Genomic DNA, 26,419 nt, shown 5'->3' on the forward strand with positions numbered 1-26,419 from the left:
CTACCAGAGTCGGGTCGGGTGAATAGGTGTGGAATGCGCAAGGCCAAGCTGGCGGTGCAGCAAAGTTCAGCACCAGTGCGGTTGCGCAGGCTAGGCGCAAATGCCGATTGGATTGCACGGTTGGCATTCCTGTCAGATCCTCACCATCATTCCATCAGTCAGCGACATGCGGTAGGCACGCCAGGCCGGCGCAAGGCTGATAAGCCCCCCAGCCACCACCACGACTGCCATAACCGTCAACTCGCGGAGCGTCGGAGGCTCTGGCGGCAGATATATTCCGAAGGCCGAGTCGATGTAAGGGCGCGCAATTCCCATCCCCGAATAAAGCAACGCCATGCCGATCAGCACACCTGCCAACGCCATTAATGCGGCCTCTGTGGTCAACAGCGCTATGATTATCCAGGGTCGTGCCCCGACCGCACGTAGGATCGCCATCTCGCGGCGGCGTTCATTGAGGCCTGAAAAGATCATTGCGGCCATGCCGAGCAGAGCGGTTGCCACCACCATCGCGGATACGCCGATCAGAGCTCTTTCGGCGACGCCGATGATATCCCAAAGCTCCTGCAGAGCGACGCCGGGGATGATCGCAAGTAACGGTTCCTCGGGATACTCGTTGATCCAACGTTGCAAGCCGAAGATCTGCAGGCGAGATTTCACCCCGATCATTGCCGCAGTTACGGCGCCGGGCGTCAGTTCCATGCCGCGCACCTCGTCGGCGCTGACTGTTTGACCGGGTATGCGTGCCCCGTTCTTCCAGTCAATATGGATCGCTTCAATGGCCTCCAGACTTACAAAGACAGTGCGGTCAACCGGTGTGCCGGTCCTGGCGAGAATCCCTGCAACACGGAATGGCTTATCGTCATGCTCGGTAAAGGACGCAAGTCCGTGGGCAACGATGATCTCCTGCCCGATCTCGTATCCGAGTTGCTCGGCGACCTCGGCACCAACAGCTGCGTCGAACAGGTCTTCGAAATGTTCGCCCTGAACGAGAGTCAAGTTGCGCCCGCCGCGATACTTGTAACGGTCGAAGAATTCAGTCGAGGTTCCCATGACCCGGAATCCGCGATGGCTGTCGCCCAGCGAGATCGGCACGATCCAGTCTATTTCTGGTTGGGCGGCGATATCTTGGTAGCTCTCCCAAGTGACGTTGTTTGTCGCATTCCCTACTCGGAAAACGGAGTAGAGCAGCAATTGCACACCGCCCGAGCGCGCGCCGATAATCAGGTCCGTATCGGAAATCGTGTCAGCGAAGCTGTCCTTCGCACCGGTCCGCACCTTTTCAACCCCGAGAAACAAGGCGACCGACAGTGCAACGGCAAAAACTGTTAGACCAACGGTCAAACGGCGGCTTAACAGCGATTGCCACGCTAGGCGCAACAGCATCGTCTATTACTTTCTGTCTCCGGCGCGCCGCCTCGGGATCGGGGCGGCGCGCAGGTCAATTCAGCTCCAGAAGTGGTGCGTCACCCGTGATTTCGGCGGCGGCGGCATCTGTGTCGGTCACGTACTGGATCTCGATTTCCCGAGCATTGGGATAGGAGCTGAAGAAAGGAAAGTCTATTGCCGTCAGTGCGGTCGGGTCGGTGCAGCGTAGCTTGTATGTCGCGTGGAACTCTGTGTGTTCGCCATGCTCGCCCTCGTGGTCATGATCCTCGCCTCCGGCATGTTCGTCATGCTCCTCGGGGTCATGTTCCTCACCTTTGGCATGTTCCTCGTGCTCGCCGTGTTCTTCACCTTCCTCGTGCGCATGTTCTTCCTGGAATGCGTGGTCGTGGATATGAGACATAACTTCGACCAGATAGCATCCGGCGTCTTCCGGCAACTTGAACAGGGAGTCAGGCTGTGCCAGCGACAGAACGGCGACGCCGACCGCGGCTTGATCTTCGGAGCTTTCGGCTTCGTGTTCGAACCCGACGATATCGACGCCGGGCGAATGAATGTCGATCGCAACGGTGTCGCCCTCGATGGCTACCTCTAGCTTGCTGACACCATGTTCGTGAGCGCCAAGCTCACGATGCTCCTGTGCCAAGGCCGGTGCGGCGATGAGGGCCGCGGCCGTTGCAAGACCAAGTCTTTTCATGGTTTTTCCTTTTTCCGGACATTTAGGCCGCATTATGCGGTTACGAGATAACGTTACAATGACAAACCTCTGCCAAAGTGAAGTCAACAGTCGGGGCACAAGTGGCCGCCCTGCATCTCATTGAAAGGGCAGCAAATTCCGATTGCATCGGTACGGCGATCACCCGCGCCGTTCGGATCAGGCCCGTAGTCTGCGCTCAGCTACAGCAATGCGCGACAAGTCTTCCACTCGATCGAATCGCGCAGCCAGCCGCTCGTCATGACTTACCATCAGTAGAGTCGCGCCAGCTGCTTCTGCTTGATCCATGAGCAGATCCAGAAACGCGGATTGCGATCCGGCGTCCAGTGCAGAGGTCGGCTCGTCGGCCACGATTAACGCCGGTGCTCCGATCAGGGCGCGTGCGGCAGCAACACGTTGCTGCTGGCCGATGCTCAACTCAGCCGCGCGAGCACTGCTAATGAGTTCCGTTTCTAATCCGAGTGCGCCCGTCAAGCGCAGAGCTTCCGCCTTGGGATCTTCGAGACGGCGGCGACGTTCGCCGGCAAAGGACAGCGGTAGCAGGATATTTTCCAGGGGCGTCGCGTATGGAAGTAGATTGAACATCTGAAAGATCACGCCGATGTGGTCTGCGCGGAACCTGTCCCGTTCGGGGCCGGACAGGTTCGAGAGCGCCGTTCCGTCTACTTCGACCGTGCCTTTGTTGGGTACGGTGATACCGCAGATCAGGCTGAGCAATGTGGATTTCCCCGAACCGCTTGCGCCCAGCAGGAACAATTTTTCCCCCCGCGGGATTGAAAAATCCGGCACGCTCAGGGAGAATTCTGTGCGGCCCGGCCACGCAAATTCCAGGGAGCGCAGCCGGACCGCGATATCGGATGAGACCTCAGCCATGGCCGGCATCGTGGGCTCTCCGATAACTCTTTGCAATCGACTTGGCGCCTTTCCGGTGTGCGGACTGCGGAATGGCCGCGAGCCGTCGCACCGAACGAGCTAGGAAACCTGCGATGCGAGCAGCCGCCATCCGTAGAATCCTTAGGCACGAGTCGTGCATGTAATGATATTACATACCATTCGCCGACGCCGCCCACGTTGTCAAGCACAGCGCCTGCCCGCCTTCTATGCATAGCACCGTTTTCAGTATTCCTTCGTTTCAAGGGAGGCGTCGCGAAACTCTTCAGCCTTTTAAAACGGCCGTGGCGCGGGACTGGGTATCGTCGGGAGTGCCTGTGGCGTCTATTCGTTCCCACGTAACCTGGCCAATGTCGCGTGCGATCTGGCGACCGACCACGGACGCATCAGCATCGGAAGCATCCCCCATTCGGTCAGCTATGCGCGCAAGGAGGACTTCGCTCGGTGCGTCGAGCCAGAGGCCAGTGAATGGAACTCCGGCTTGACGCCCCAGTTCCTCCACGGCCGCGCGTAGGTCCGGTGAAAGCCAGGTGGCGTCAAGCAGAACCGAGTGGCCGGCCCCGAGCAGGGTGCCAGCCCGGCGAAGCAGCACATCGTAGACCGTTTGAGTCTTTGATCCAGAGTAGGCGTCGTTGGACAGGTGCGCCAGCGGGTCGACCCCAGCTAGTCGTTTTCGTTCCAGATCGGTGCGCAGGTGTATGGCGCCGGACTGTGCGCCGATGGTCGCGGCGAGTTTGCGGGATAGGATAGTTTTTCCGCTGCCGGACAGCCCGCCCACTGCCACAATGCGCGGCGCCGGAGGCGAGAGAGCAACGATAGCTTCGTCAAGATATGCGCATGCATCTTCGCCACTCTGACCGGGATGATCTGTGGCGCGGTCTGTCTGGACATCGACCATGGCGCGTATCGCTGCGCGTACGGCAATGAATAAGGGTAGGGCGGCGACGCCAGCATCCTCCTTGCCGTCCTGCACAAAGAGCCAGGTGCTGAGGGTTTGGTTGGCGGCCAGGTTATGGCCACGATACTTCAGATCCATCAGCAGGAAGGCAAGGTCATAAAGCACGTCGCAGGTGCCGAGCACCTCGTCGAATTCAAGCGCATCAAAGGGCACGGGCTTTCCGTCGATAAGGACGAAGTTGCGCAGATGCAGGTCACCGTGACAGCGGCGTACGTGGCCGTCGGAGCCACGTTGGGTCAGCAATGGACCTGTTTTCTCGAGTTCAGCGCGCGAGAGGTCGTGGAAGTGTGTGATTTCTTCTTTCCCAAGCTCCCCGTGCATCTGCCCGAATGCCAGATCCAGTTCGTCCAAGATCGCGCCGATCAGCTTGGCACCATCTTCCAAACGCGTCGGCGCAGCTGCATGAAAGACAGCGACAGCGCGGCCGAGTTCCTCAGCCATGTTTGCATCCAAATCGCCGCGCGCCGCCACTTCAAGCAGTTCGTTTTCTTTCGGGAAGCGGTGCATCCGAAGCACCCATTCGACGACTGGACCGCTACCGTTGATGGCAAGGCCACTATGTTCGCGTGTAATCGAAACAACGTCGCAGTAGATCGATGGAGCGACGGGCTGGTTCAACTCAAGTTCTCGTTGCAGCATCTTCTCCCGCAAGTCCAGTGTCGAAAGGTCCATGTACTCGTACTTGGTTGCGCGTTTGATCTTGAGCGCAGTGCCTCCGGCAAGGAATACGTGCGCGCCATGGGTCTCGACATGTTCCGGTTCGATCCCATCATGGGTTCCCGGGTGCATCAGGAAGCGGATTACATCGGTTTGGTCGTCGCCCATGCGGTCTCCGTCGGCCGGTGAATCCCCAGACATCAAGTATGTGTGTCGACTATCATTGGCAAAACCTGTTTCAGGGCAATTACGTCGATGATATGGCGGGTAAATCTTGCGATCCGCGGCGCTTGGACGGTGCCTGGGTAATCATCCCGCCATCTAAAGCTGCACCTATGAGTTGGCGTTGCGTACCTTGCGAAACGCCTCGGAAATTGCTTGTTGATTTGGCTCCGGCTGGTCGGCTACAGCGGCCGCCAAACAGCGAAAATCTCGCCGTGCCGCGTGAAGCTGGTCGATGAGCGAAAGCACCACCGGTAACATGTCGACACCGATCGACATTTCCTTTTTCAGATCGCAGACCAGCTGAATGCGCGCGATGTCGAGTTCGTCGTAGACGGGTCCGTTTTCGCCTTGTCGCGGTCGAACCCAGCCCTCGCGAACCCAGCCGCGAAGTTCGCGCACAGTCAGTCTTTGTAGTTGTGCAACGACTTCGCGCTCTTCGTATCTCATGCCGTCCTCCGCTGCTTCGTTCGCGGGTCGTGGTTCACGTGCTCACGCCATTCGCGTGCTAGATCGCGCATCTGCTCGTCGATTTTTTCGGGCAGGACGATCCTGATCCGAACGAATTGATCGCCTGCCTTGCCGTCCTTCGGGTGAATCCCCTTTCCTTTGAGCCTAAGGCGGTGGCCGGAAGACACGCCAGAGGGGATGGTCATCGACACATTACCGGAGATCGTTGAAACTTCGGCGCGACCGCCGAGGACCGCCTCGTCGAATGATACCGGCAGCTCGACCTCGATGTTGTTGCCGTCTCGGGAGAATTGGGGATGCGGTCGGACGTGGACCGTAACGAGCGCGTCGCCAGGTTTTCCGCCGCCGATTCCTGGCTTACCTCTGCCTCGGAGCCGCAAAGTCTGACCCTCACGCAAGCCAGCGGGGATAGTTACCTCCAGAGCGTCGCCGCGGGTGAAGGCGAGCTTTTGCTTTGCACCAAGCGCCGCGTCGAGAAAGTCGATCTCAAGGTCGAAATGCAAGTCTCCGCCGTCCACCGAAAACGTTCCAGACTGTGTGCGGCGACCAGAGCCCCGACCGAAGATGTCGCCGAAGATATCGGAGAAGTCTTCGAAATCCTCGGAGCGGGCGTTGTAGGAATAGCGGCCCTGCGGGTCGGAGCCGGCATAATCTCGGTAGTACTGCCTTTGCGGCTGTTCGTGGCCCGCTGCGTCGATCTCTCCTGCGTCGAAGCGGCGGCGCTTATCCGGGTCGCGAAGAAGGTCATACGCGCCAGACAGCGCCTGGAATGCGGCCTCTTTGCTTTTGTCGCCGGGGTGCAAGTCAGGGTGCAGTTCCTTGGCCTGCTTCTTATAGGCTTTCCGGATCTCGTTGTCTGATGCCGTTCTTTGGACGCCAAGGATTTCATAAGGATCGTCGCTCACGTATCAATCTCCGACTGGGACGTGCGAATGGTTACAACATCATTTAAGAGTGCGTATCGTCAGCGCCAAGTCTGGCGGTATCCGTGAAGGCGCCCGGTTTAAAGGTGGTATCCGTCTGTCGGCGGCGTGCAGGCGTTTAGAAGAAGGCGTGCAGGCGTAAAGAAGAAATGGTACGCCTCAGACCCCGGAGATGATTGACCCGCCGCGATTGATTGTATCGCCGGCAATCATCGCTTCCAGCCGAACAACCGCGCCTGTCTCGACTACGAGGTTGCCGCCGACCATACCTTTCAGGGTCAACTCCACATCTTGGGCGACCGTCGCGTTTCCACCGACCAAAACGTCGAACTCTCCGCTCTCGGCGAAGGTATGATCCCCCATGATAAACGAACCGTTTCGTTGCATGCATCCCCTCCTGCCATTCACCCGTACAAACCTATTCTGTCTAACGGAGTCGTAAAGGGGAACCGGCAGTATTCCGAACGGCAGTACCGCTCGGAAACGGTGTTTCAGGACACAATTGGCTAGTCCAGATTGTGCGGGGTCGGGGAAGGGATTGATGCGGCCCTCGAAATCGGTCACGGACGAAACCGGATCATAACCATATCGGGCGTGCAGAGCCTTTGCCCCGTTTCGCTCAGTACATTAGCTTCGCTTGACCACTGGAAGGGAACCGCTTTGATTGGGCCCGCGATTGGAAAGCCAGAATGAGTACACCTAAGGTGACATTGGAACGGCCACTGGCCAAGCCGCCGCTGCCGACTCTCATCTGGCGCCATGTTGAGCTGCGTGTTCGCAAAGCGACCAGTTCGATGCGCGCGCTGCCAGATTTTGTGATCGCAGGTGCCCAGAAATGCGGAACCAGTTCAATGCACCAGTATTTCCTGCAGCATCCGTGCCTGTTACCGGCTTCAATCAAGGAGGTACACTTTTTTGACGGTGGGCTTGATCCGAACTGGGACAAATATGCTGAAGGCGAGACGCTCTACCGAAGCTATTTTCCTCTTCGGTCTAGAGTAAACCGCAAAAACGCGCTGTGTTTCGAGGCGTCACCGGACTATATATTTAATCCGGTTGCCGCTGAGCGCATGGCGCAGATTATCCCGAATGCAAAAATTGTCGTTCTGCTGCGCGACCCGGTGGAGCGCGCGATCTCGCATTATTTCCACGAGCGTCGCAGGGGACGCGAAACGGAGTGCATCGAGATTGCCTTCGCCCGCGAGAATGAGCGCCTTGCCGTACCGATGGAGCAGAGAGCCTATAAAGATACGGTGTTCATCAATCAGTCCTACAAGTTGCGGGGCCGTTACGCCGAGCAACTTGAACTATTGTACCGGCACTTTCCCGTTGAGAACGTTCTCGTAATCGAGTCCGAAGCATTTTTCGAGGAACCGATGACGTCACTCGAACAGGTACTGGCTTTCGTCGGGATGGAAAGCTTCCCGGTGACGATTGACGTCAAGCCGACGGGCAAAGGTGCAAACCGAACCGAAGTTCCAAATAGCATTCGGGACCATCTTTCAGATTATTTTTCAGAGCCGAATGAAGCGCTCGCAGATCTGCTTGGGCGTCGGTTTCGATGGATGTGATTGAAGCGCCAAGCCTGGTTCCCGGCCGGGTTTCCCTTATCGTGCCATGTTACAATGTCGAGCGATATTTGGGTGATTTCTTAGATTCGGTGGTGCAGCAAACCTACAAGCATCTGGAAATCATCCTGGTCAACGACGGCGCCAATGAAGCGACGACGACTCTGTTGCGAGACGCTGTTCCGAGACTCGAGTCGGAGAGTTACATCGTCAAGCTGATCGAGCAGGCGAACAAAGGTCTTGGTGGCGCTGTCGATACAGGGCTCAAGCATTTCTCCGGCGAATTCCTAATGTGGCCCGACCCCGACGACTGGTTGCTTCCGAATTCCGTTGAGCGACGGGTTGCTTTGCTGCGAAAGAACCCGGAGGCTGGATTGCTCCGTACCAACGCACAGCTCTTTATCGAACTCAGCCAGAAATTTGAAGGGTACTTCATGCCGTGTGATTCCGAGCCGCACTGGCAGGACGGTTTCTTCGAAGACCTCTTCTTTATGCGGAATTACCATGCTCCGGTTTGCCATACGCTCCGGAGCAGAGACTTCCTGACGGCAAACGCGCGGCGTGAGATCTTCCACACCTCGGTATCCTCCCAGAACTTCCAAATGTTAGCGCCGGTTGTCGAGAAATTTCCTGTCCTCCAGGTGCCTGAGGTACTTGCAGTGTATCGCGTACGCGCGGATTCCCGCTCCCGGGCCCCATCCAAAAGCCCCGACAAGCTAGTAGCTCGTTTTGACCAGATCATAGAATTGATTTCGAACACGCTACCGAGACTGGAAACCTATCAAGAGAGAGCTGCAGAACAGGTTGTTAACTACCATTGGCGGAACAACATGCTACCGACCACTTTCCGCGGCGGAATGGAAAAAAAATCTATGGATGTGATTGAGCGGAGCTCATTGAGCGTTAATCGTAAGGCGATTGCATCCGCTCTCGTTCGAATTCGCTGCAACGGGGCACTATCCGGATTCGACCGGCAGACGGGCCGAGTTATTTCCCGCGCGCTTGCACGGCTGTTTGATGCAATAGTGAGGATGCCAGAGCAAGAAGTCCGCTGGGGTGCGGGGCCGTTGTGGTCCGGTGCGCAGCTCACTCCCCCTGTAAGTGCCCGTAGGCAGTCACCAGATCCACGAAATTAATTTTCTCTCTCAATATGCAATAGCTCAGAAGGCAGAAGAGATGCGCACACTGAAAACCCTTGCCCGCTCTCTGCTGGGAAGTAGGTATCAGAACTACCTCGTCTTCCGTTACCGGCGTAAGTTGAAGAAACAATATGCTTACGATTTTTCTCGCTACTCAGAAGCGGCGTACAACTCTTGGTCCGATGCATCGCGGGAGACTTTGGAAGCACAGGTCGTCCTCGAATATCATAGAATTGAGAAAGGGCTCGCACTTCCAAACCCAAAACCATTGTTCGGATTAGACGTAGTGCGTGGCTTGATTGAGTCTGTCACTCATTTCGAAACCTGCTTCGGCTCAACATTGGCAACTGAACGGGCGCGCGCTGCCATCGCGTCCTATGTGGATTTCAATGGAAATGAACCGGAATTAGACTTCATTCCTGCTTCGTTCCGAGTTTTGAAGGAGCCACGCGCTACAATCGAAATCTCGAGAAAAGAGCTTGAGCAATCTACAAAAATCGGATTCGAAGAATTTGCGCGAAGCAGACATAGCATTCGCAACTTCAGTGGAGCTCCTATTGACGTCGAACAGATACTCGAGGCGGTCTCAATTGCGCAGACGGCACCGTCTGTCTGCAACCGCCAATCGGGCCGCGTGCATGTAATGGTTGGCCGTGAACAGATCGATAAGGCGTTGAGCTTCCAGAATGGAAACCGAGGATTTGGTCACCTTGCCGGCGCGGTTCTGATAGTAACTTCCGACATGAGGACCTTTGCGCATTCTTACGAACGCAATCAATGTTGGGTCGATGGCGGTTTGTTCGCCATGATGCTGAACCTCGGCTTGCACGCACAAGGCTTCGGCACATGCATGTTAAACTGGAGTGCGGATGCTGATCGGGACCAGAGTATGCGCAGCGCATTTGACATTCCAGACCATGAGTGTGTGATCACGATGATGGCTGTTGGGCATGTCCCGACGAGCTATCAAGTCGCCCGGTCAGCGCGTCCGGGCGTGGAGGCTGTCGCGACCGTTCACCAGGAATGTACCGAATGTTGACAGACAGATTTACCGCGCATTTTCAGTTTGAAGCTGGCGGACTGTGATATGGAACCAAAGACGATCCCGACCACTTCCCCGATTCTGTCCAGTTCAGATCAATTCTTGTTTGTCGGCAACGGCCCTTACCGCAATCGTGGTTGCGAGGCTATCGTTCGGGGCACGATGAAAATCCTGTCGGGGGTTTGGGGTGAAGCGGTCACTGCGCGAGCGGGTGTCATGGCGGCCCCATTAACTGTTGAAGATCAGCAGGCCGGAGAAATCGACCGGCGAGTGACGAATTTTCCGGTTTCTCATGTTGGTAGTCGGCTGAGCAAGAAATGGTGGATGGCACAGGCCAACAAGCGGCTGGGGACCGGCTTCCACCATCACTCCGAAGATCTGGCCGGCCACTACGAGGGTGTCAAGGCTGCGATGCAGTTGGGCGGCGACAATTACTCGCTCGATTACGGGCGCCCCTGGGATTACATCGCGCTGGATCGTTACCTGCAAAAGCGAGGAGTGCCGGTTTTTATCTGGGGTGCTTCGGTGGGGCCGTTCGAGGCGGACCCTGAATTTGCACCGACAATGTATGGGCATCTGAAAACGCTGGATGGAATTTTCGTACGCGAGACCGAGACGCTGGCCTATCTTGAAAGGCACGGAGTTTCGGACAATGTGCAGCTCGTTGCCGACCCGGCTTTCGTGATGACGAAGTTCGCACCCGCCGACCCTACGGTTCGTTCGCTAGTCTGTGAGGAGACGATTGGCATCAACATCAGCCCGCTGGTTGCGCGCTTTTCTGCCGATGGCGGCACTGTTGACGAATGGCGCGAGAAAGCAGCCAAAATGATCATTGCCTGTGGGAAACGGACCGGCCGGCCGATCCTCCTGATTCCGCATGTTGCCTCGCCGAAACCCGACGAAGACGATTATGCGTTTTTGCAGTCGCTACAGGCCAAGGTCGGTGACTTGGCCGGTGTATCTGTCGGGATCGCACCGGCACTGGGTGCAGCTGAACTCAAATGGATAATCGGGCACTGCGCGGTATTTGCCGGCGCGCGAACCCATTCGACAATTGCGGCGTTGTCGAGCCATGTACCGACTCTGAGCCTTAGCTACTCGGTCAAATCCATCGGCATTAACAAAGACATCTTCGGGCACCAGGAGTTCTGCCATTCCGTCAAAACAATTACGCCGGATCAGTTCGCGGAGGTGATCGCACAGATGATCGACGATGCTGCTGCGATCCGCGCGTATCTGGATGAGAAGATCCCCGGAATACAGGCAAGGGCACGCTCGGCCGGAACATTTTTGCGGAGCAAGCTGGAGGACCGTTGATTTGGACACTACGGGCAAATCGCTTCCATTGCTTGGCATGCGGACGGTGCTGATCCTGCGGAGCAGGGAGGCACGCGCATATGCTGCAGACCTAAAGGGGGCGAAGGCTAGCGACGGTAAGAAAAATGTCCTGATCTTCGGTCAGGGGCGTGCTGGAACGACCCTGTTCGAGCAACTGATGTGCTCGACTGGGCAGTTCGTTGGGTATCACGAAGTTCTCAACACCGTCACACGCGAGGTTCTCTGGCCAATTCGCTTCGTGCGTGGCCTTGGCCGGTGGGTTCCCGGGGAAAACGTCATTCTGCACGTTAAGCCGGAACATTTGGGTGGCGCGCGACGGCGGCCGGTAGACGAGCGGGCGTTTCTCGAGGCAATGCACGACGACGGATGGACTATCGTCCATATCCGGAGAGCAGACATCATCCGCCAGATGCTCTCAAAATACATTGCTAAAGCGCGTGGCGCTTATCACAAGACAGACGAGCAGGAAGAGAGGATCAACCTGCAAATCCCGCCACAGGAATTTTTGGAGCAGTACGAGCGGCGCACCGGTCTGTTGCAGAAAGAAGACAACATTCTGGAAGGGCTGCAACACCTGAAGATCAGTTATGAAAGTGATCTTGAATCGCCGGAACGTCATCAGAGGACCATAGACGAGATACTTGACCAACTGGGATTGGAGCGGCGGCCGGTATCTACGGCGCTGAAGAAAATCACCACCGCACCTGCGAAGGACTATCTGTCGAATCTGAATGAGTTGCGCGAAGCCCTGACCGCGCGGGGCGTGGAGTGGACGTTGTGATTTGGCGGTCGGTGCACCTGTGGGAGTGGAGTTGACGTGAACACGGATGTTAGCGTCGTTATCCCTTGTTACAACAAGATGCGCTACGTTGCGGCCGCTATCGAGAGCGCGCTTGCGCAGGAGTATCCTGTCGAGGTGATCGTCGTCGACGACGGTTCCACCGATGGCAGTCTCGACGAGATCAAGCGCTTTGACGGTCGGATCCGCTGGGTCACTGGGCCGAATCGCGGCGGCAGCGCGGCAAGGAATATTGGGATTGGGATGTCGGACAGCACCTGGATCCAGTTTCTCGATGCGGACGATATATTGCCGACAGGCAAGATTATGGCTCAGGTCGCCGCGATGAAGGGGGCGCCAGCCAACGCGTTGGCGTTCTGCGGATGGTCCCTTTTGCATGACGACGGCAAGGTTGAACCACCGGACTCGCGCCAGTTCTGGCACGAATATCCCGATGGTATCTCCTTACTGATCGAGATGTGGTACGACGGCGGTTTCTTTCCGCCGCATGTCTGGCTTGTTCCGCGCAGCCTGATCGAATTGGCCGGGACCTGGGACGAAACGCTGACTGGCGACGATGACGGAGAGTTCATTGGGAGAATGCTGGCTGCCTCGTCCGAACTGCGGTTTTGCTGTGATATCAACGTCATGTATCGTGATCCCCCGGAAGGGTCAGTCAGTCGCGACAAGTCATTGAAGTCGGCACGCAGTTTCTGGCGTGCGTTTGAGAGCGTATCCGGCCACCTTCTCGCACAGCGAACCGACGAGCCTACGCGCAAAGCGTGCCTGGCTCGGGTGCGCAAAACGGCTTATGCGTGGCGTGAAGTCCCCGAAGTCGTGGAAAAAGCAGCCGCTTGGGAAAAGTCCAGCGGCCTCTTCGATTTCAGCCCGACACTGCCTACGAAGACGCGCTATCTTGTGGGATTCTTCGGTCTCAAACGCGGGTTGAGGCTACGACGCCTATTGTCCGGCTGAGTTTAGACAGGCGGATGCCCGGCCTCTCTGAAGGGCCACCAGACTGTGTCAGTCGTACTGCCCCTAAGTAGTTTGGCGGAAGAGAATGGGAGTCGAACCCACCTAGGACTGGCTGACAGTCCCACCCGGATTTGAAGTCCGGACGCCCCACCGGGGACGCTTCTCTTCCGCAAGGCGTTGGGACGGATCGATGCCGTCTGCCCCAGTTCCAAAATCGGCGATTCGATGTGGTACCACGCACCGCAGGTCGTCCCGGCGTACCGTCAAGCCGATCCGGTCGAAATATTCCAGGATCTCTATCGAAACTTTCCGACCGTTTTCTAAACGGTTCCTGAGCGCCGCAGCTGGGAACCAGCCGTTCTCGGCGGCTGCCGCAATGTCGCCGACAATTGCCGCGATATCCAGCAGCGCTTCCCGCGCGAAAAATCGGTCTCGCGCAAGTTCGATCACGGCGTTCTGTTGCGCCATGGATTTGAGCACACGGCGGACATCAATCTCTCTTGCGCCAAGCTCGGCCGCGCATTCCTCGACCTTTGGCGGCCGGAACCGATTGCTGCCTGAAAGTAGCGGCCGGATGCGCAGCCATAGGTGGTGGTCGATTCTGTCGAGTGCGAGTTTGTGGTCCGGCAGGCAGATCGCCCCGCCTCGGGAGGAGAACGTTCCGTCGGCCACCATTTGGCGGATGATGGCGGCACCATGCGTTACGCCGTGGTTCTTCTCTAGAGCTTTCGCCAGCGATGCCAGTCCGCAGCCCAGGATTTGCGGATTCATCCGGTGAAATACTTCTAGTGCCGAGCGCACAGAAACAATTAGCCGATCCCACACCGGTTCCGCCAGTACCAGGTCGTGGTCAGTCTGCGTTACATGAACATGGGACACCTGTTTCAGAAGCCGCTCCAGCTGCGGCTGACTCATCGCCCGGTCGCGGGCAAATGCGGCGATGTCCACGGTGAAAGGTTCGGTTGCAAGCAATCCTTCAAGGCATACGACAGGATCGGCCCGGCTCAGCGCACCCAATTGGGCGAGTCGTTTCGGACTGCGCCTGCGGCGGCGCGGACCTCGCAGGTCGATCACATGCCCGCCGCCCAAGGTTCGCGCGCCGCCCGCTTCCCGGACGATAAACCGGTCGCCGACGCTGGTAGCGATTTCCTTGTCCAGAACAAGCTGAACTCGGCCGGTTTCTCCTGGACGGATGTCATCTGCCTGGAGCAGCGCAAGGCGCGCGACGGTCTCCGAAGCGCCATGATGCAGACGCACAGGCGTCCAGTGCGCCAGCGGGCGGGACTCGTCGCATAGAGTGTTCAGGATTGCGTCGATGGTGTTCGTGGGGGAATGGGCACCCTCGTCCAAGATGAAATCGCCGCGCGAGATGGCATCGACCTCAATAGCATCGCCTACGAGATTGAGAGCACAGCGATCGCCCACGCGTCCCGTTTCGGCGGGGCGGTTCTGCGTATGCATGCCGCGCACCCGCGCCTTCATACCCGCAGGGCTGACCAGGACATTATCGCCGACACTCACGTGGCCCGAGATCACGGCGCCGGTAACGACAGTTCCTGTGCCTCTCAGTGTGAAACATCGGTCGACCGCGAGCCGGAACAACCCGTCCGAGGAACGAGGTTCAAAAGATTTTTCCTGAAGCACTAGTTCTGCGTGTAGCTCAGCAATGCCTTCTGACGTAACGGTAGAGACCTCAAAAACCGGAGCCGATGCAAGCGGCGTGCCTTTCAGAAGCTCTGAAACCTGCGACTTTACCTCCGAGCGTCGGTCCCGGTCTGTGAGATCGCACTTTGTCAGCGCAACCGCGCCTCTCGTCAGCCCAAGCAGCATGACGATGTCGAGGTGCTCACGCGTTTGCGGCATTATTCCGTCATCGGCAGCCACAACCAGCAGCACGGAATCGATGCCTGTTGCTCCGGCAAGCATGTTGCGGATGAACCGCTCGTGTCCGGGTACATCCACGAAGCCTAGCACACTGCCATTTTCGAGGCCGAGATAGGCAAACCCTAGGTCGATGGTGATGCCGCGCGCCTTCTCTTCCTTAAGCCTGTCCGCGTCGACGTCGGTAAGTGCCTGAACCAGAGCCGTCTTGCCGTGATCGATATGGCCTGCCGTACCGATTATCATTTCGGCACCTGTGGCGATCTCCACGCTGCCAGATTGGCCAGAAAGTCGGCTTCAGACTTGAGGCAGCGCAGGTCCAGCAGTACTGTCTGCCTGGCGATGCGGCCGATCACTGGTTTTGGCAGTTGCCTCAAGCTTTCAGCCAACAGTTCCGGTGCACGGCCACCTTCGGTAAGTGGCTTGATGGCCAGCGCCGCGCTGGGCAAGGTTTCCACGGGCATTGCGCCGGAGCCGATCTGGCTGCGGCAATCGGCAATGGTGACGCGGTACTCGGAACCTAGAGTCTCCCCGACCAAGGGGGCGAGGCGTTGGGCGGCAGCGCGAATTTCGTCCTCACTTCGGGCGAGAAAGCGATAGGTCGGCAATGTCTCGGCAAGGCACTCGGTCTTGCGGTAGAGTCTCAGAGTAGCCTCGATTGCGGCTATGCGGATCTTGTCGGCGCGCAGAGCGCGTTTCATCGGGTTCGCGTTGAGCTGGGCGATAAGGTCCTTTCGGCCGACTATGAACCCGGCCTGCGGTCCGCCAAGTAGCTTGTCACCGGAAAAGGTAACAACGTCCGCACCTGCGTCAACAGCCTGCCGCACAGTGGCTTCCGGCGCCACGCCGTAAGGAGCCAGGTCGATCAGAGTGCCGGATCCCAGGTCATCGACCATTGGCACGCCCATCTCGCGTGCGATCGCTGCAACCTCACTGGTCGGGACTTCTGCGGTAAAGCCTTCGATGCGATAGTTAGAGGTGTGGACCTTCATCACAACGCCGGTTTCGCTGTCGATTGCGTTCAAATAGTCGCTCTTGTGGGTCCGGTTCGTGGTTCCCACCTCGACAAGCTGCGTACCTGCGCTGGCCATGATCTCGGGCATGCGAAAGGCGCCGCCGATCTCGATAAGCTCTCCGCGCGATACGATGGCCTTACGGCCGAAAGCCAGCGTGTTGAGCGTTAGCAGCACGGCGGACGCGTTGTTGTTAACTACAGTTGCGTCTTCGGCGCCAGTCAGTTCGCAGAGCAGATCGCGCAGGATGTTGTCGCGTTCACCGCGACCACCGCTGTCGATGTCGAATTCGAGTGCAACGGCGTTTCGCATTGCCTCGATGGCGGCGTCGATTGCGCAATCGGCCAGCTGCGCACGGCCGAGATTGGTGTGGAGCACGGTCCCGGTCAGGTTAAAGACAGATGTCAGACGCGGTTTATGCGCAAGTTCCAATGCGGCGCTAGCGGTGGCGGATATGTCCGCGACAGTGGCGATCGCAGCCCGTTCCAATCGCGCGGCGTTTAGAGCATCCCGAATGGCGTCCGCTGTTACTGTATGGCCATATCGTTCGCGCAGAGCCTGGCCGACGGGCGATTGCAGCACTTTGTCTACCGAAGGCAGGCGCCTCGCATCTGCAGGTATCTTCGTCTTGCTTTCCGCTGATCCCATCCGACTACCGAGCGCCTAGGTTTCGCGCCATTTTCCGCTGGTGAGGTACATATCCAACGCCGAAGCCGCGGCTGTTGCGTCGCCCATCGCGGCTGCGGCCCGGTGCGGCGAAGCCTGGCGCACGTTTCCTACGGCGCAGATGCCCCGGGCGCTGCTGCGCATGAACAAATCCACGTTGATGCGGCCGGTCTCGTCAAGCTTTACGCTGTCGCCGGCGAATTCCGTGTTGGGGACGAGACCGATGAAGGTGAATATCGCATCCGCCGCGATGTCGTCCTCATTGCCCGACACCAAGTTCTTGATCTTCACGCGGGTGACGACGTTGTCACCAATGACTTCGACCGGTTCGCTGGAAAAGCGGCACTCGATTTTCGGATGATCGAGGATTGAATTCTTGTAGGCGGCCTGTCCCGACAGCGCCTCGCCGCGGACCACCATGATCACCTTTTCCAGCTGCTCCGCCAAAACCAGCGCTTCCTGCATCGCGGAGTCACCGCCGCCCGCTACGACGGCCACTTTGCCGCGCAGCAAGGGAGCGTCACAGCTTGCACAATCGCTGACGCCTTTGCCCTCCAGTCTCTCGACACCGGGCACGTCCAGTTTCGCCAGCGAGGTTCCTGAGGCGATGACAACACTCCGCGCGGCAATCGCGCTTTCATCTGATGTGACCAGCCAGCAGTCGTCACTGGGAGCTATCCCTTTTGCCGGGTGATCCGTGAATATCACTCCGAACTGCTCGGCCTGCTCCTGCGTGATCGGGCAAAGGTCGTATCCTGCAATGCCGTCCTCGTGGCCCGGAATGCCGTCAATCTGGTTTATCTTTACAAGCTCGCCCCCTGGCACACCGTCTGCAAGAAGGATGGCACTGTATCCCAGCCGTCCGATGGAGAGTGCTGCGCTGAGCCCGGCAATCCCGCCGCCGATGATTGCAACGTCGTGTTCGGCGCTCATGCAAGAGCCTCTCTTATGATCGTGTTTTCAGAATACTGGATGGTTGGACTGATGCCGGGAAACGCTGGTGCGGCCTGCTCACTCCGAACCCGCCGAACTGGCGTGAAATCGACATGGCGCATGGCACAACTCCTCCCATTCGACCAAGTAACCGCCAGAACACAGAAACACAGAGCGGCACGATTTGGTATTCGGGGAGTCGGAAAAAATGCCTTCGCGAAACGAGCAAGCTGGGTGACGCGAAGGTTTCTATTACGTGCGTATTACCGCTGATATCGGAAAAGCTGTGCCGCCTGAGCTATCAGCGCCAGTCGTCCACCAGTACCGTTGGGCCGTCCTTGCTAAGGGTACCGGCTCCGGGGCCGCGGTAACGGCCGCTAATCATCTTGAAGGCCCCCTGGGTTTCTCCGCCGAGCACGACGATGTTGATGTCCTCTGGCCGAAACATATTAACCATGTCGTCCGGCGCTGCCTTCCACCGGCTGGCATAGGGCTCGATCCCCGCCACTGCGTGTGGTTTGATCAGGCTGGTTATCCACTGGTCGTCCCAGTAGTTCCGCGCCGGAATCTTGGCATTCTCGGCGCACCATTCGATTAGCGACTGCTTGGTGAAGCCCATGTCGTCGAATGCACGGGCGACCAGCGGGTCCATGACTATCAGCGGTGGGCTGAAATGATCGGTGGCAGTCAGGCAGCGAATGAACTTTTCTTGCCATGTATCCCGCGGTCCGAAACCTGATTGAGTGTACCAGCCGCCGAAGAAAACGCTGACGGTGCTGTCAGTGGGCTTATACCCGTTGTCGACGTGGAACGGCGCCCACGGGCTGCGCTCCTCAGCTTCCGGGAAGCAGGCAGTGTAGTTCCAGTTGCTCCCGACCGAGCCCATGTAGGTGTCGCCGGGTACCGATCCTCCCTGAACGTTCTGTGAGGTTAGACAGAAGGCGCGCCCGATAGTGGAGTTCGCGTGGTTATAGGGCCCGAGCGCGCCGATCCCGCTGTTCATGCCAAGCTCTTCCCGGATCGGGCCGTTGACGACGGAAATCGTCGCCCAACTCGTGGTGCTGCTCGAGCGGGCGGAAACGCCACTCGCCGCGAGTGCCAGGATCACGGGCAGGTATTCCGGTCGTGCGCCGGCCATCACCGCATTTATCGCGACCTTCTCGACATCGAATGCCCAGGACTCGCGGAAGGCGGCTGGCCGCATGTGGCCGACGATTTTGTCGTGGCTGACAGAGGTTCCACTGAGCATCGCCTCGACTCGCGCCTCGGTGGGCAAAATGATCGGCAACTGATCAGTCCAGCGGTTCTCATGGAACAGGAACTGGAGGTCATCTTCTGTATCGGGTTCCAGATAGCGCGGCATGTCTCGCTCGAAGCTGGCATCCTTCATGTCCTCGTCGGTCAACGGCGCGGTCAGACCCTGGATCACACCCTGCATGAACGGGCGCTTCTCTACCGGGTCGGTGCCCTCGATGTAGGCCCGCAACTCAGAAGGCGAAAGCCCCACGATCGGATGCGGCACGAAGCAATTGCGCAAAGTTGGCAATCCCCCGGCGCGCGCCGTGGCTTTGGCAAGCCGCGCGAAGGTATGCGTCGAAACTGGGATCGTAGGGATCCCGGCTTCTTCCAGTGCTAATGCGAAGCCCACGACCGTGGGACAGCAGGTGCTTCAGAGGCCGACGCCCATGATGGCGGCATCGCCATCCCCGACCACCCTGGCTCGCATTTCAGGATCATCGACCCAGCTTTCGCGAGGTTTGATGATACGCGTTTCAACGCTCGGCAGATTTTCGGCAAACCAGATTTTGAGCTGCTCCATGAATGCGTCGGCATTGTCGAACAGCGCGTCGATCAGGTACAGTACCTTTCCGTCGAGAGTCGGTTGACGGTTGGCCAGTCGCTTCCCCACCACTTTCGGGGGGTAGCCCCTTGGGTCCAGCACCTTGAGTTTCTCTGCCATCTGCGTCTTCTCCTCTTCAATACGAGCAGTGTCCCTGTCCGGGGAGCACTCCTCGACCGCCGGAACGGACCTCCGGAACGGCAGCAGAATAGCTGCTCATCTAGTATAGCTACGCGAATGCGACGCCTGTCAACCAAGGTGATGACGGCGGAGATCTTGGTAACGATCTGTATTCAAAATAATTTTCCGATTCTGGAAATCACTTGATCCAATTTGGATAAGGCAAAAGCCATTGATTTTGGAACTGCGACGGAACTCCTGCGGTGATCCGTATAACGTTCCGGAGAGATCGGATAACCGAGCAGAAAAGAAACTGGTTCATGAAAAACGCGCTTCGCATCGTGGCCGTGCTGTTATTGGCCGGGACGGCATTCTGGGGGTGGACCCTGTACTCAAACGATCGCGGCCAAATTGCGCCCGTTACGGCTGCGGTGTCTCGCGGAACGGTGGAGGAGACAGTGCTAGCTTCGGGTGTGATCGAAGCTAAGCAACTAGTAAGCGTCGGTGCGCGTGTGTCCGGTCAGATCGAGACGCTTGCCGTTACCCTTGGTCAGGACGTCGACAAAGGCGACTTAATTGCCCAGATCGATTCACTGGACCAGCAAAACGAGGTGCTACAGGCCGAAGCCGATCTGGCGAATATTGAAGCCCAGATCGCAGCAAAAAAGGCCAGCCTTCGAAAGGCCGAGCTGATCCTTGATCGTCAGGAGGGATTGGTCGAAAAGGGGATTGTCACCGAGGAGGATCTGGAGAGCGCAACTTCGGATACGCTGGTGTACCGGGCCGAAGTCAAGGCGCTTAAGGCCCAGCAGTCACGTGCGGAGGTTACTGTATCGTCGGCCAAGATTGCGCTTGAAAGGACTGCAATCACTGCGCCGATTAGTGGCACGGTCGTGGCGATCGTGGTGGATGAGGGCCAAACCGTCAATGCCGCCAATGACGCCCCCACGATCGTGAAACTCGCAAATCTGGACAATATGATCGTGAAAGCCGAAATCTCAGAGGCGGATGTGGTGCACGTGCGTCCGGGTCAGGAAGTTGCCTTCACGATACTTGGCGAGCCGGACACAGAGTACACAGCAGTGGTGCTCGATATTGAGCCCGCGCCATCAGAGATTGAGACAAGCGATACGATTTCGACGGATGAAGCTATCTATTACAATGGCCTGCTCGAAGTAGAAAACGCTGACCACAAGCTTCGTATAGGAATGACGGCTCAAGTGTCGATTGTGTTAGACCGAGCCGAAAATGTACTGACCATTCCCGCCTCGGCGATCAAGAAAACATCCGATGGCTACACTGTGGATGTGTTTGAGGCAGGAACCGGAACCACACGGGCTCAGCCGGTCGAAGTGGGTCTGAACGACAAGGTGACAGCAGAGATTCTGTCCGGTTTGACAGAGGGCGACCGGGTCGTAAGCGGTACGGCCGTTGCTGCCGAAACAGTTACGGGCAGCGACAACCGCATGCCACCGCCGATGGGGCTTTGACATGACGGAGCCGCTGATTTCTCTGCATGGCATCTCGCGAAGCTTTCAGGCTGGCGAGGATACGATCACGGTTCTTCGGGATGTCGACATCGACATTTGGCCTGGTGAACTGGTGGCGATCGTCGGAGCGTCCGGTTCAGGCAAGTCCACGCTGATGAACATTCTGGGATGCCTCGACCGCCCGACCTCGGGTGTCTACCGCTTTGGCGGGCAGGATGTTGGCGGGTTGGAAGCTGATGCGCTTGCCCGACTGCGCCGCGAGCACTTCGGTTTCATCTTCCAACGCTATCAATTGCTGGCGGATCTGAATGCCGTCGGTAATGTTGAGGTGCCTGCGATTTATGCCGGAGAAAGCCGCCAGTCGCGGAGGGACCGCGCGGAGGAGTTGCTGACGAAGCTTGGGCTGGGTGACCGACTGAACCACCGGCCAGGCGAGTTATCCGGCGGACAGCAGCAGCGGGTTTCTGTGGCCCGTGCGCTTATGAACGGTGGTGAAGTTATCCTTGCAGACGAGCCGACCGGTGCACTGGATAGTAAGAGTAGCGCGGAACTGATCGACCTGATGCTGGATCTCAACGGTCGGGGCCACACTATGGTCATTGTGACCCATGACCCGGAGGTCGCAAAGCACGCAAGGCGCGTGATCGAGATCCGGGATGGAAAGGTAATTTCGGATCTGCGGACGCACGACGACAGGGACAGAACCGATGCTATGGGAATGCGGGTGCCGCGCCCCGCCGGCCCTGGAGCCGCGTTGCGCCGGTTGAAGGAAGCAATGGCCATGTCAATCCTGGCATTGCTGGCACACCGTGTTCGCAGCGTGTTGACCATGCTCGGGATCATCATAGGCATCGCGTCTGTCGTTCTGGTCGTCGCCTTGGGCACCGGAACACAGGAGAAGGTTCTGGAGAACATCAGTTCGCTCGGGACCAACACGATCTCGATCCGTTCCGGTAGCGGCTTCGGTTCGAGGGACGCGCACAGGACAGAGACTTTGGTGCCGCCAGATGCCAGCGCGCTCGAATTGCAGAGCTACGCCGAAAGTGTGTCTCCCGCAGTCAGCAACACCGCGTCTGTCGTTTTTCGTAATGTAGAAGCCTCGGCATCGATTAATGGTGTGAGCGGAGGCTACTTCGAGGTGCATGCCTACGAGACCGTTGCGGGCAATGTGTTCGATGCCAATGACGTGACGGATCGTGGTCAAGTGGCTGTGATCGACGAGGATGCTCGGGACACCTTTTTTTCGGATGGCTCCGATCCGCTGGGCCAGGTGCTACTGGTTGATCACGTGCCGGTCCGGGTGATTGGTGTTGTCCGATCGACCGGCGCCAGTTTCGGCCCGTCTTCGCTGAACGTCTGGGTGCCTTACACGACCGCCATGGCGCGGATTTCCGGCCAGGATCATCTGGACAGCATTTCGGTGCGAGTTGCAGATGACTACGATATGGGCCTGGCGCAGCAGGAGATTTCCGTGCTCATGCTGCAACGACACGGGACACGGGACTTCTTCCTTTCTAACAGTGACACGATCAGAGAGACGATCACTTCGACGACGCAGACCCTGACCATTCTTGTAGCCATGATCGCGGTGATCTCACTCATCGTCGGAGGCATTGGTGTTATGAATATCATGCTGGTATCCGTCACCGAGCGGACCAAAGAGATCGGTGTGCGTATCGCGATAGGGGCCAGGCGGTCCGACATTGTAAGTCAGTTTCTGATTGAGGCGATTCTAGTCTGTCTCGTAGGAGGCATTGTCGGGGTTGTCTGCGCTATGGTGGGAGGCCAACTGGTCTCCGTCTTTATCGAAGACGTGCGATTGAGCTTTTCCACAATTGCCATCGTCTTAGCTTTCATATCGTCGACTGCGATTGGTGTTACATTTGGCTTTCTGCCGGCACGTTCCGCGGCTCGGTTGGATCCTGTAGTGGCCCTCAGCCGAGAGTAGACGCTTCCGCGAAATTTTGTTTTCTCTGCCCAAACGATCCCTCCCGAGTCAAGGTGCAGCTGTCCTTGCCGGTGCGCGTCGTTTCAGGTTGGTCTGCCGTGTACTTTCGGTCTGCGGCTCTCTCGTCGCGCTTCCACGGCGGGCAGGATGGACGATATGACAATATTCCAAACAATAGGGCGCACGGGCTTTGACTCGTCTGCCCGCACTTGTTGGTTTGCATATGATCCGAGCGCAGGGTTGTTTGTTGATGTTCATTGATGAATCGCCGTCCGAGCGCGGCTCGCATCGAAGGTAGTCCAGGCGGCTGCGGAGACGACCAGGACGGCGCCGATCCAGAACCCTCTCGTTGGAATCTCTTCGAAAACTAGGTAGCCGACGCTGACGGACAGAACCAGGCTGAGATAGCCGAGGATCGACAGGAAACCGGCCTCGCCATGGTGATGCGCACGGAGGAAGCAGGCTTGCGCCGACTGTGCGAAGACTCCGATAAGGAGGAGTGGCGCGAGGTGGCCAGGCTGCACCGGCACCCAGTTCCACAGCGCGAGCGGGGCGGTGAAGGCAGCCAGACCTGCGGTGTAGTAGGTCATCATGACGATCTGCGGCGTGCCGCGTAGGCGCCGAGTAGCGATCACAGCGCCGGATCCGGATAGGATGACCACGCCAAGTGCGGCGAGGCCCGACGTCCACGCAACCTCAGTCGGGTTAACGGCAATCAGCACGCCGACAAGCGCCACGGCCGCTGCGACCCAGCGGGCTGTGCCGATGGTTTCGCGCAGTAGCAGTGCGGCCATGACCATGGTGACGATTGGACGTGTGAAATTGACAGCGGTGAACAGCGCCAATGGTAGCCGCGCGATTGCGAAGAAACTGGCCGTCAGCGTAATGACGGACAAAGTGACGCGTAGCAGGTGTAAGAGCATATCCTTGCGCGGGCGAAAGCTGGCGCGGTGGCGCCAGATCAATGGGGCCAACAGCACTAGTCCTACGGCGGCGCGCAGGAAAACAACTTGTGCGGCAGCGTAGTCGGCGCCGAGGGCTTTCACGATCGACAGCGCCCAGATGTTGAGCGACATGTCCGCGATCAGCCAGGCGCCCCCCTTGATGTTGTCGCGCGGATCGTCCGCGTTCATTTCCTCGGAGCCACGAAATTCGCCATAAGCCGGAAGGCGCCGGGTACGAGGTTTTCCATCTGGATGTGGACGATCAGGGCACAATGGACATGGCGGCCCTTGCCGATGTCGGCGACCAGTAACGCTCCCTTATGTGGCGCCTCGTTGGGATCCGCCAATTCGAGAAGCGGCGTGTACGCGTCATCCCAGCTTTTGGCGAAATACAGGCCGCGCTCTTTCACCCAACCATCCCAGTCGGTGGGGCCGATTGGATTTGGACCGGAAAGGACGGGATGGTCGGTGAGTTGCGTCACTGCGGCTGTCTCGTCAGTAACACGCCATCGCAAGCTAGGTTGGCCGACCTCCAGTCGCCGGGGCGGCACGGTGTCCGGGTCCCAGTTGTCCCAGGGCCGATGATACAATGTCACCAGCGTTCCGCCGGACCCGACCCATTCATTGATCCGGGGCATGAGTTGAACCAGCCCTTCCCGAAAGCGAAGGGCGAAAATGCCGATGACAATCGTATCCAGTTCGGCGAGTCGCGGGCCGTCGAGATCCTCTGGTGACAGCTCGGTCACATTTGCGCCAAGTGCGGCGAGCCAATAGCCGATACGGTCATTGCCGCTGCCGATGTATCCGATCCGAGCGTCCGGAACTGATACGTCGAGTACACGGACCTTCAATGCGGCGGGCCGGCTACGGGCAGTGGGGTCGATATGATCGTAGGAGATGCGGCGCACCATTGAAGCCGGACTCCTGCCGAGCTTTACTGGCAGAGTGTACAACCCCGGATGTACGGACTCTGGAGCGGTAATGGAGTGACCGGTATCCGTTTCGGTGGTGGACCAGCCAGCCGGTAAATCGAACTCTGGTGACGCACCGGCGGGGTGAACGTCTGAAACCCGCAAAGACAAGGTTCGACCCGGTGCATTTAGGTTCAGGATCTGAGTCTCCGGGGTCAGCGAGGCTGTTGTGGCAGGCAGGGCAACCGGCGGTAGTTCCAGCGGCAGACGAGCCTGTGTGTCGCCGAGGTTCAAGATCAGCGCAGGGGCCGGCGGCGACAGCGGATCATAAATGGCGCGGTACGGGTCTGTGGGGGCGGCGTCGGAGGCGAGGCTGAGCTGCGTGTCGGTGGCAAACCAGCCTTGCGGCAGATCGAGCTGCGCCTTCGCCGCAGGTGCGTCACCTTTCATGAGCTCGACTGTCAGAGGCGTGCTCTCGCCTGGTCGCACCCATTGAGCGCCGGTACGGGCGCGCGCCTCGGCACCAACGGCCAGCCGTAAAACGTGTCCGAGCTGATCTTCTTTGGCTGTCAGACGGTGGAGAATGTCCGGTGCTGCCTCTGGCGGGCAGACATCGCGCGCGTCGCGGATCGCAGCGAGCGCGCTTTTTGCGGCGTCTGCTATCGCGGCACAGTCAGGAAAAGCGGCGCGTATCTCGGTGATGGCTTTGGCAGCGGCGGCAAGATGTATGTTCGCGGGACCAGCATCGAGATCGGCGAGCGACACCGGCAGACCGGCCGCAACGTCGTTGTCAGGAGCGGGCACGTGGCTTTCCAGCAGATGCAGCGGGAATTCGCGTTCCGTTCCGTTCGCAGGCCATCGTCCCATGCCTTGTGTCCGGTGGAAGGCACGGGAGTGTTGGCCGATACGTTCCCAGGTCCAGCCCGTGACAGGATCGCGGCCAGACGGGAGTGTCAGCGTCGCGGGCGGCGGCGGCAGGTCGTCGTCATAGGCTTGTCCTGCGCCGGACCAGGCGGGCAAATAGAGTTTCTTCACTTGCCAGGGTGCAGCATTCGACGGGAAATTGGGGTCGGCTGCCGCGGCCATCGCGAGCCTAACGGATTCGGTCATCGCGCGGTGGTGGCCATGCTGGCCGGGAATATCCAGGAAGGTCGGACACAGGATATCGGGCCGGTCGATCCGCAGGATCTCGACCATGCGTGCAAGCGTCCGGTCAGCACCCCAACGTCCCAGTGTTTCGACGCCACTCTTGGAAAATCCGAAATCGGTGATCGGGTCGTCTGGCCCTTCCGACAGCCAGTACATCCGCATTTGGAGGACATCGCATGCGCGTTCCATTTCGCGCGTTCGCAGCGCACCCAGATCGGCCCCGGCCTCGGTTCCAATGTCGTTCTGTCCGCCTTCGCCGCGCGTCGAGCAGGCGTAGCTGAGATTTATGCCGCGGCCATGAAGCATGCCGGCCAGCATTGCAGAGGTCTCGTCATCCGGATGCGCGCCGGAATTCATGAACCTGATCACAGAACCCAGCGGCAGAAGCGCCAGCCCGAGGTCGGTCAGGCGCGCATGAGCGCGGTCGTCGGCGAGGCGGCGTTGGTCTCTGGTTGGCATGTGGG

20 protein-coding genes, 1 tRNA gene and 1 pseudogene are annotated in these 26,419 nt (G+C 58.5%); 8 read left to right on the forward strand and 14 right to left on the reverse strand.

Annotated elements, in window-relative coordinates; all coding sequences use genetic code 11:
- Positions 1-132 precede the first annotated feature (132 nt).
- The 7 genes from HCO70_RS14320 to HCO70_RS14350 form a co-directional block, all read right to left on the reverse strand.
- On the reverse strand, positions 133-1,383 hold the full coding sequence (locus HCO70_RS14320) for an ABC transporter permease (RefSeq protein WP_172297255.1): 1,251 nt from the start codon (positions 1,381-1,383) through the stop codon (positions 133-135).
- 55 nt (positions 1,384-1,438) lie between these two features.
- Positions 1,439-2,080 carry a DUF2796 domain-containing protein gene (locus HCO70_RS14325; protein ID WP_172297257.1) on the reverse strand — a complete coding sequence of 214 codons (642 nt, stop codon included), beginning with the start codon at positions 2,078-2,080 and terminating at the stop codon, positions 1,439-1,441.
- Between the two features lie 177 nt (positions 2,081-2,257).
- Positions 2,258-2,971, reverse strand: a complete 714-nt coding sequence (locus HCO70_RS14330) for an ABC transporter ATP-binding protein (RefSeq protein WP_172297455.1) — start codon at positions 2,969-2,971, stop codon at positions 2,258-2,260.
- A 283-nt stretch (positions 2,972-3,254) separates the two neighbouring features.
- Positions 3,255-4,772 (reverse strand): bifunctional aminoglycoside phosphotransferase/ATP-binding protein, encoded by a 1,518-nt coding sequence (locus tag HCO70_RS14335; protein ID WP_172297259.1) that lies wholly within the window; start codon positions 4,770-4,772, stop codon positions 3,255-3,257.
- 165 nt (positions 4,773-4,937) lie between these two features.
- Positions 4,938-5,276 carry a MerR family transcriptional regulator gene (locus HCO70_RS14340; protein ID WP_172297261.1) on the reverse strand — a complete coding sequence of 113 codons (339 nt, stop codon included), beginning with the start codon at positions 5,274-5,276 and terminating at the stop codon, positions 4,938-4,940.
- On the reverse strand, positions 5,273-6,202 hold the full coding sequence (locus HCO70_RS14345; protein WP_172297263.1) for a DnaJ C-terminal domain-containing protein: 930 nt from the start codon (positions 6,200-6,202) through the stop codon (positions 5,273-5,275). The genes HCO70_RS14340 and HCO70_RS14345 overlap by 4 nt, the downstream gene beginning before the upstream one ends.
- A gap of 177 nt (positions 6,203-6,379) precedes the next feature.
- The gene (locus tag HCO70_RS14350) at positions 6,380-6,607 is read right to left on the reverse strand and encodes a hypothetical protein (RefSeq protein ID WP_172297265.1); all 228 of its coding nucleotides are present in this window, start codon (positions 6,605-6,607) and stop codon (positions 6,380-6,382) included.
- A gap of 302 nt (positions 6,608-6,909) precedes the next feature.
- Here HCO70_RS14350 and HCO70_RS14355 point away from each other — a divergent pair, with 302 nt between their 5' ends.
- From HCO70_RS14355 to HCO70_RS14380, 6 genes are read left to right on the forward strand one after another with little or no spacing between them, the layout of a single operon-like run.
- Positions 6,910-7,791, forward strand: coding sequence for a sulfotransferase (locus HCO70_RS14355; protein WP_172297267.1), 882 nt, complete (start codon positions 6,910-6,912; stop codon positions 7,789-7,791).
- On the forward strand, positions 7,782-8,924 hold the full coding sequence (locus HCO70_RS14360; RefSeq protein ID WP_172297269.1) for a glycosyltransferase family A protein: 1,143 nt from the start codon (positions 7,782-7,784) through the stop codon (positions 8,922-8,924). Before HCO70_RS14355 ends, HCO70_RS14360 begins: the two co-directional genes overlap by 10 nt.
- Before the next feature lie 40 nt (positions 8,925-8,964).
- A complete protein-coding gene (locus HCO70_RS14365; RefSeq protein ID WP_172297271.1) occupies positions 8,965-9,966 on the forward strand; it encodes a nitroreductase family protein in 1,002 nt (333 codons plus the stop codon).
- Positions 9,967-10,014: 48 nt separating this feature from the next.
- The gene (locus tag HCO70_RS14370) at positions 10,015-11,286 is read left to right on the forward strand and encodes a polysaccharide pyruvyl transferase family protein (RefSeq protein WP_172297273.1); all 1,272 of its coding nucleotides are present in this window, start codon (positions 10,015-10,017) and stop codon (positions 11,284-11,286) included.
- 37 nt (positions 11,287-11,323) lie between these two features.
- A complete protein-coding gene (locus tag HCO70_RS14375) occupies positions 11,324-12,088 on the forward strand; it encodes a sulfotransferase (RefSeq protein WP_216665437.1) in 765 nt (254 codons plus the stop codon).
- Positions 12,089-12,124: 36 nt separating this feature from the next.
- Positions 12,125-13,060, forward strand: coding sequence for a glycosyltransferase family A protein (locus HCO70_RS14380; RefSeq protein WP_172297277.1), 936 nt, complete (start codon positions 12,125-12,127; stop codon positions 13,058-13,060).
- Between the two features lie 73 nt (positions 13,061-13,133).
- On the opposite strand, the gene HCO70_RS14385 is transcribed toward HCO70_RS14380, so the two are convergent.
- From HCO70_RS14385 to HCO70_RS14405, 5 genes and pseudogenes are all read right to left on the reverse strand, one after another.
- A tRNA-Sec gene (locus HCO70_RS14385) sits at positions 13,134-13,229 on the reverse strand.
- 83 nt (positions 13,230-13,312) lie between these two features.
- Positions 13,313-15,187, reverse strand: a pseudogene (gene selB / locus HCO70_RS14390) (selenocysteine-specific translation elongation factor); the annotation flags it as partial.
- Positions 15,184-16,602, reverse strand: a complete 1,419-nt coding sequence (gene selA / locus HCO70_RS14395) for an L-seryl-tRNA(Sec) selenium transferase (RefSeq protein WP_172297279.1) — start codon at positions 16,600-16,602, stop codon at positions 15,184-15,186. The pseudogene selB and the gene selA, both read right to left, overlap by 4 nt.
- Before the next feature lie 15 nt (positions 16,603-16,617).
- A complete protein-coding gene (locus HCO70_RS14400; RefSeq protein WP_172297281.1) occupies positions 16,618-17,553 on the reverse strand; it encodes an NAD(P)/FAD-dependent oxidoreductase in 936 nt (311 codons plus the stop codon).
- Positions 17,554-17,854: 301 nt separating this feature from the next.
- Positions 17,855-19,513, reverse strand: a complete 1,659-nt coding sequence (locus tag HCO70_RS14405) for a UGSC family (seleno)protein (protein WP_305849441.1) — start codon at positions 19,511-19,513, stop codon at positions 17,855-17,857.
- Positions 19,514-19,833: 320 nt separating this feature from the next.
- Between HCO70_RS14405 and HCO70_RS14415 the strand changes: the two genes are divergently transcribed.
- Both HCO70_RS14415 and HCO70_RS14420 read left to right on the forward strand, forming a co-directional pair.
- Positions 19,834-21,003 carry an efflux RND transporter periplasmic adaptor subunit gene (locus HCO70_RS14415; RefSeq protein WP_172297287.1) on the forward strand — a complete coding sequence of 390 codons (1,170 nt, stop codon included), beginning with the start codon at positions 19,834-19,836 and terminating at the stop codon, positions 21,001-21,003.
- A gap of 1 nt (position 21,004) precedes the next feature.
- Entirely contained in the window at positions 21,005-22,951 is a 1,947-nt protein-coding gene (locus tag HCO70_RS14420) for a MacB family efflux pump subunit (protein WP_253913284.1), read from the forward strand.
- A gap of 254 nt (positions 22,952-23,205) precedes the next feature.
- On the opposite strand, the gene HCO70_RS14425 is transcribed toward HCO70_RS14420, so the two are convergent.
- Positions 23,206-24,084, reverse strand: coding sequence for a DMT family transporter (locus HCO70_RS14425; RefSeq protein ID WP_172297289.1), 879 nt, complete (start codon positions 24,082-24,084; stop codon positions 23,206-23,208).
- Positions 24,081-26,414, reverse strand: coding sequence for a PIG-L family deacetylase (locus tag HCO70_RS14430; RefSeq protein ID WP_172297291.1), 2,334 nt, complete (start codon positions 26,412-26,414; stop codon positions 24,081-24,083). The genes HCO70_RS14425 and HCO70_RS14430 overlap by 4 nt, the downstream gene beginning before the upstream one ends.
- Between the last annotated feature and the right edge of the window lie 5 nt (positions 26,415-26,419).

The organism is Pseudoruegeria sp. HB172150 (assembly GCF_013184805.1).
Taxonomy (GTDB): Bacteria; Pseudomonadota; Alphaproteobacteria; order Rhodobacterales; family Rhodobacteraceae; genus Psychromarinibacter.

Bases quoted from the DNA above. Each gene is read 5' to 3' on its own strand.
- HCO70_RS14320 (WP_172297255.1), bottom strand. From the start codon at position 1,383: ATGCTGTTGCGCCTAGCGTGGCAATCGCTGTTAAGCCGCCGTTTGACC.
- HCO70_RS14325 (WP_172297257.1), bottom strand. From the start codon at position 2,080: ATGAAAAGACTTGGTCTTGCAACGGCCGCGGCCCTCATCGCCGCACCG.
- HCO70_RS14330 (WP_172297455.1), bottom strand. From the start codon at position 2,971: ATGGCTGAGGTCTCATCCGATATCGCGGTCCGGCTGCGCTCCCTGGAA.
- HCO70_RS14335 (WP_172297259.1), bottom strand. From the start codon at position 4,772: ATGGGCGACGACCAAACCGATGTAATCCGCTTCCTGATGCACCCGGGA.
- HCO70_RS14340 (WP_172297261.1), bottom strand. From the start codon at position 5,276: ATGAGATACGAAGAGCGCGAAGTCGTTGCACAACTACAAAGACTGACT.
- HCO70_RS14350 (WP_172297265.1), bottom strand. From the start codon at position 6,607: ATGCAACGAAACGGTTCGTTTATCATGGGGGATCATACCTTCGCCGAG.
- HCO70_RS14355 (WP_172297267.1), top strand. From the start codon at position 6,910: ATGAGTACACCTAAGGTGACATTGGAACGGCCACTGGCCAAGCCGCCG.
- HCO70_RS14360 (WP_172297269.1), top strand. From the start codon at position 7,782: ATGGATGTGATTGAAGCGCCAAGCCTGGTTCCCGGCCGGGTTTCCCTT.
- HCO70_RS14365 (WP_172297271.1), top strand. From the start codon at position 8,965: ATGCGCACACTGAAAACCCTTGCCCGCTCTCTGCTGGGAAGTAGGTAT.
- HCO70_RS14370 (WP_172297273.1), top strand. From the start codon at position 10,015: ATGGAACCAAAGACGATCCCGACCACTTCCCCGATTCTGTCCAGTTCA.
- HCO70_RS14375 (WP_216665437.1), top strand. From the start codon at position 11,324: ATGCGGACGGTGCTGATCCTGCGGAGCAGGGAGGCACGCGCATATGCT.
- selA (WP_172297279.1), bottom strand. From the start codon at position 16,602: ATGGGATCAGCGGAAAGCAAGACGAAGATACCTGCAGATGCGAGGCGC.
- HCO70_RS14400 (WP_172297281.1), bottom strand. From the start codon at position 17,553: ATGAGCGCCGAACACGACGTTGCAATCATCGGCGGCGGGATTGCCGGG.
- HCO70_RS14415 (WP_172297287.1), top strand. From the start codon at position 19,834: ATGAAAAACGCGCTTCGCATCGTGGCCGTGCTGTTATTGGCCGGGACG.
- HCO70_RS14420 (WP_253913284.1), top strand. From the start codon at position 21,005: ATGACGGAGCCGCTGATTTCTCTGCATGGCATCTCGCGAAGCTTTCAG.
- HCO70_RS14425 (WP_172297289.1), bottom strand. From the start codon at position 24,084: ATGAACGCGGACGATCCGCGCGACAACATCAAGGGGGGCGCCTGGCTG.
- HCO70_RS14430 (WP_172297291.1), bottom strand. From the start codon at position 26,414: ATGCCAACCAGAGACCAACGCCGCCTCGCCGACGACCGCGCTCATGCG.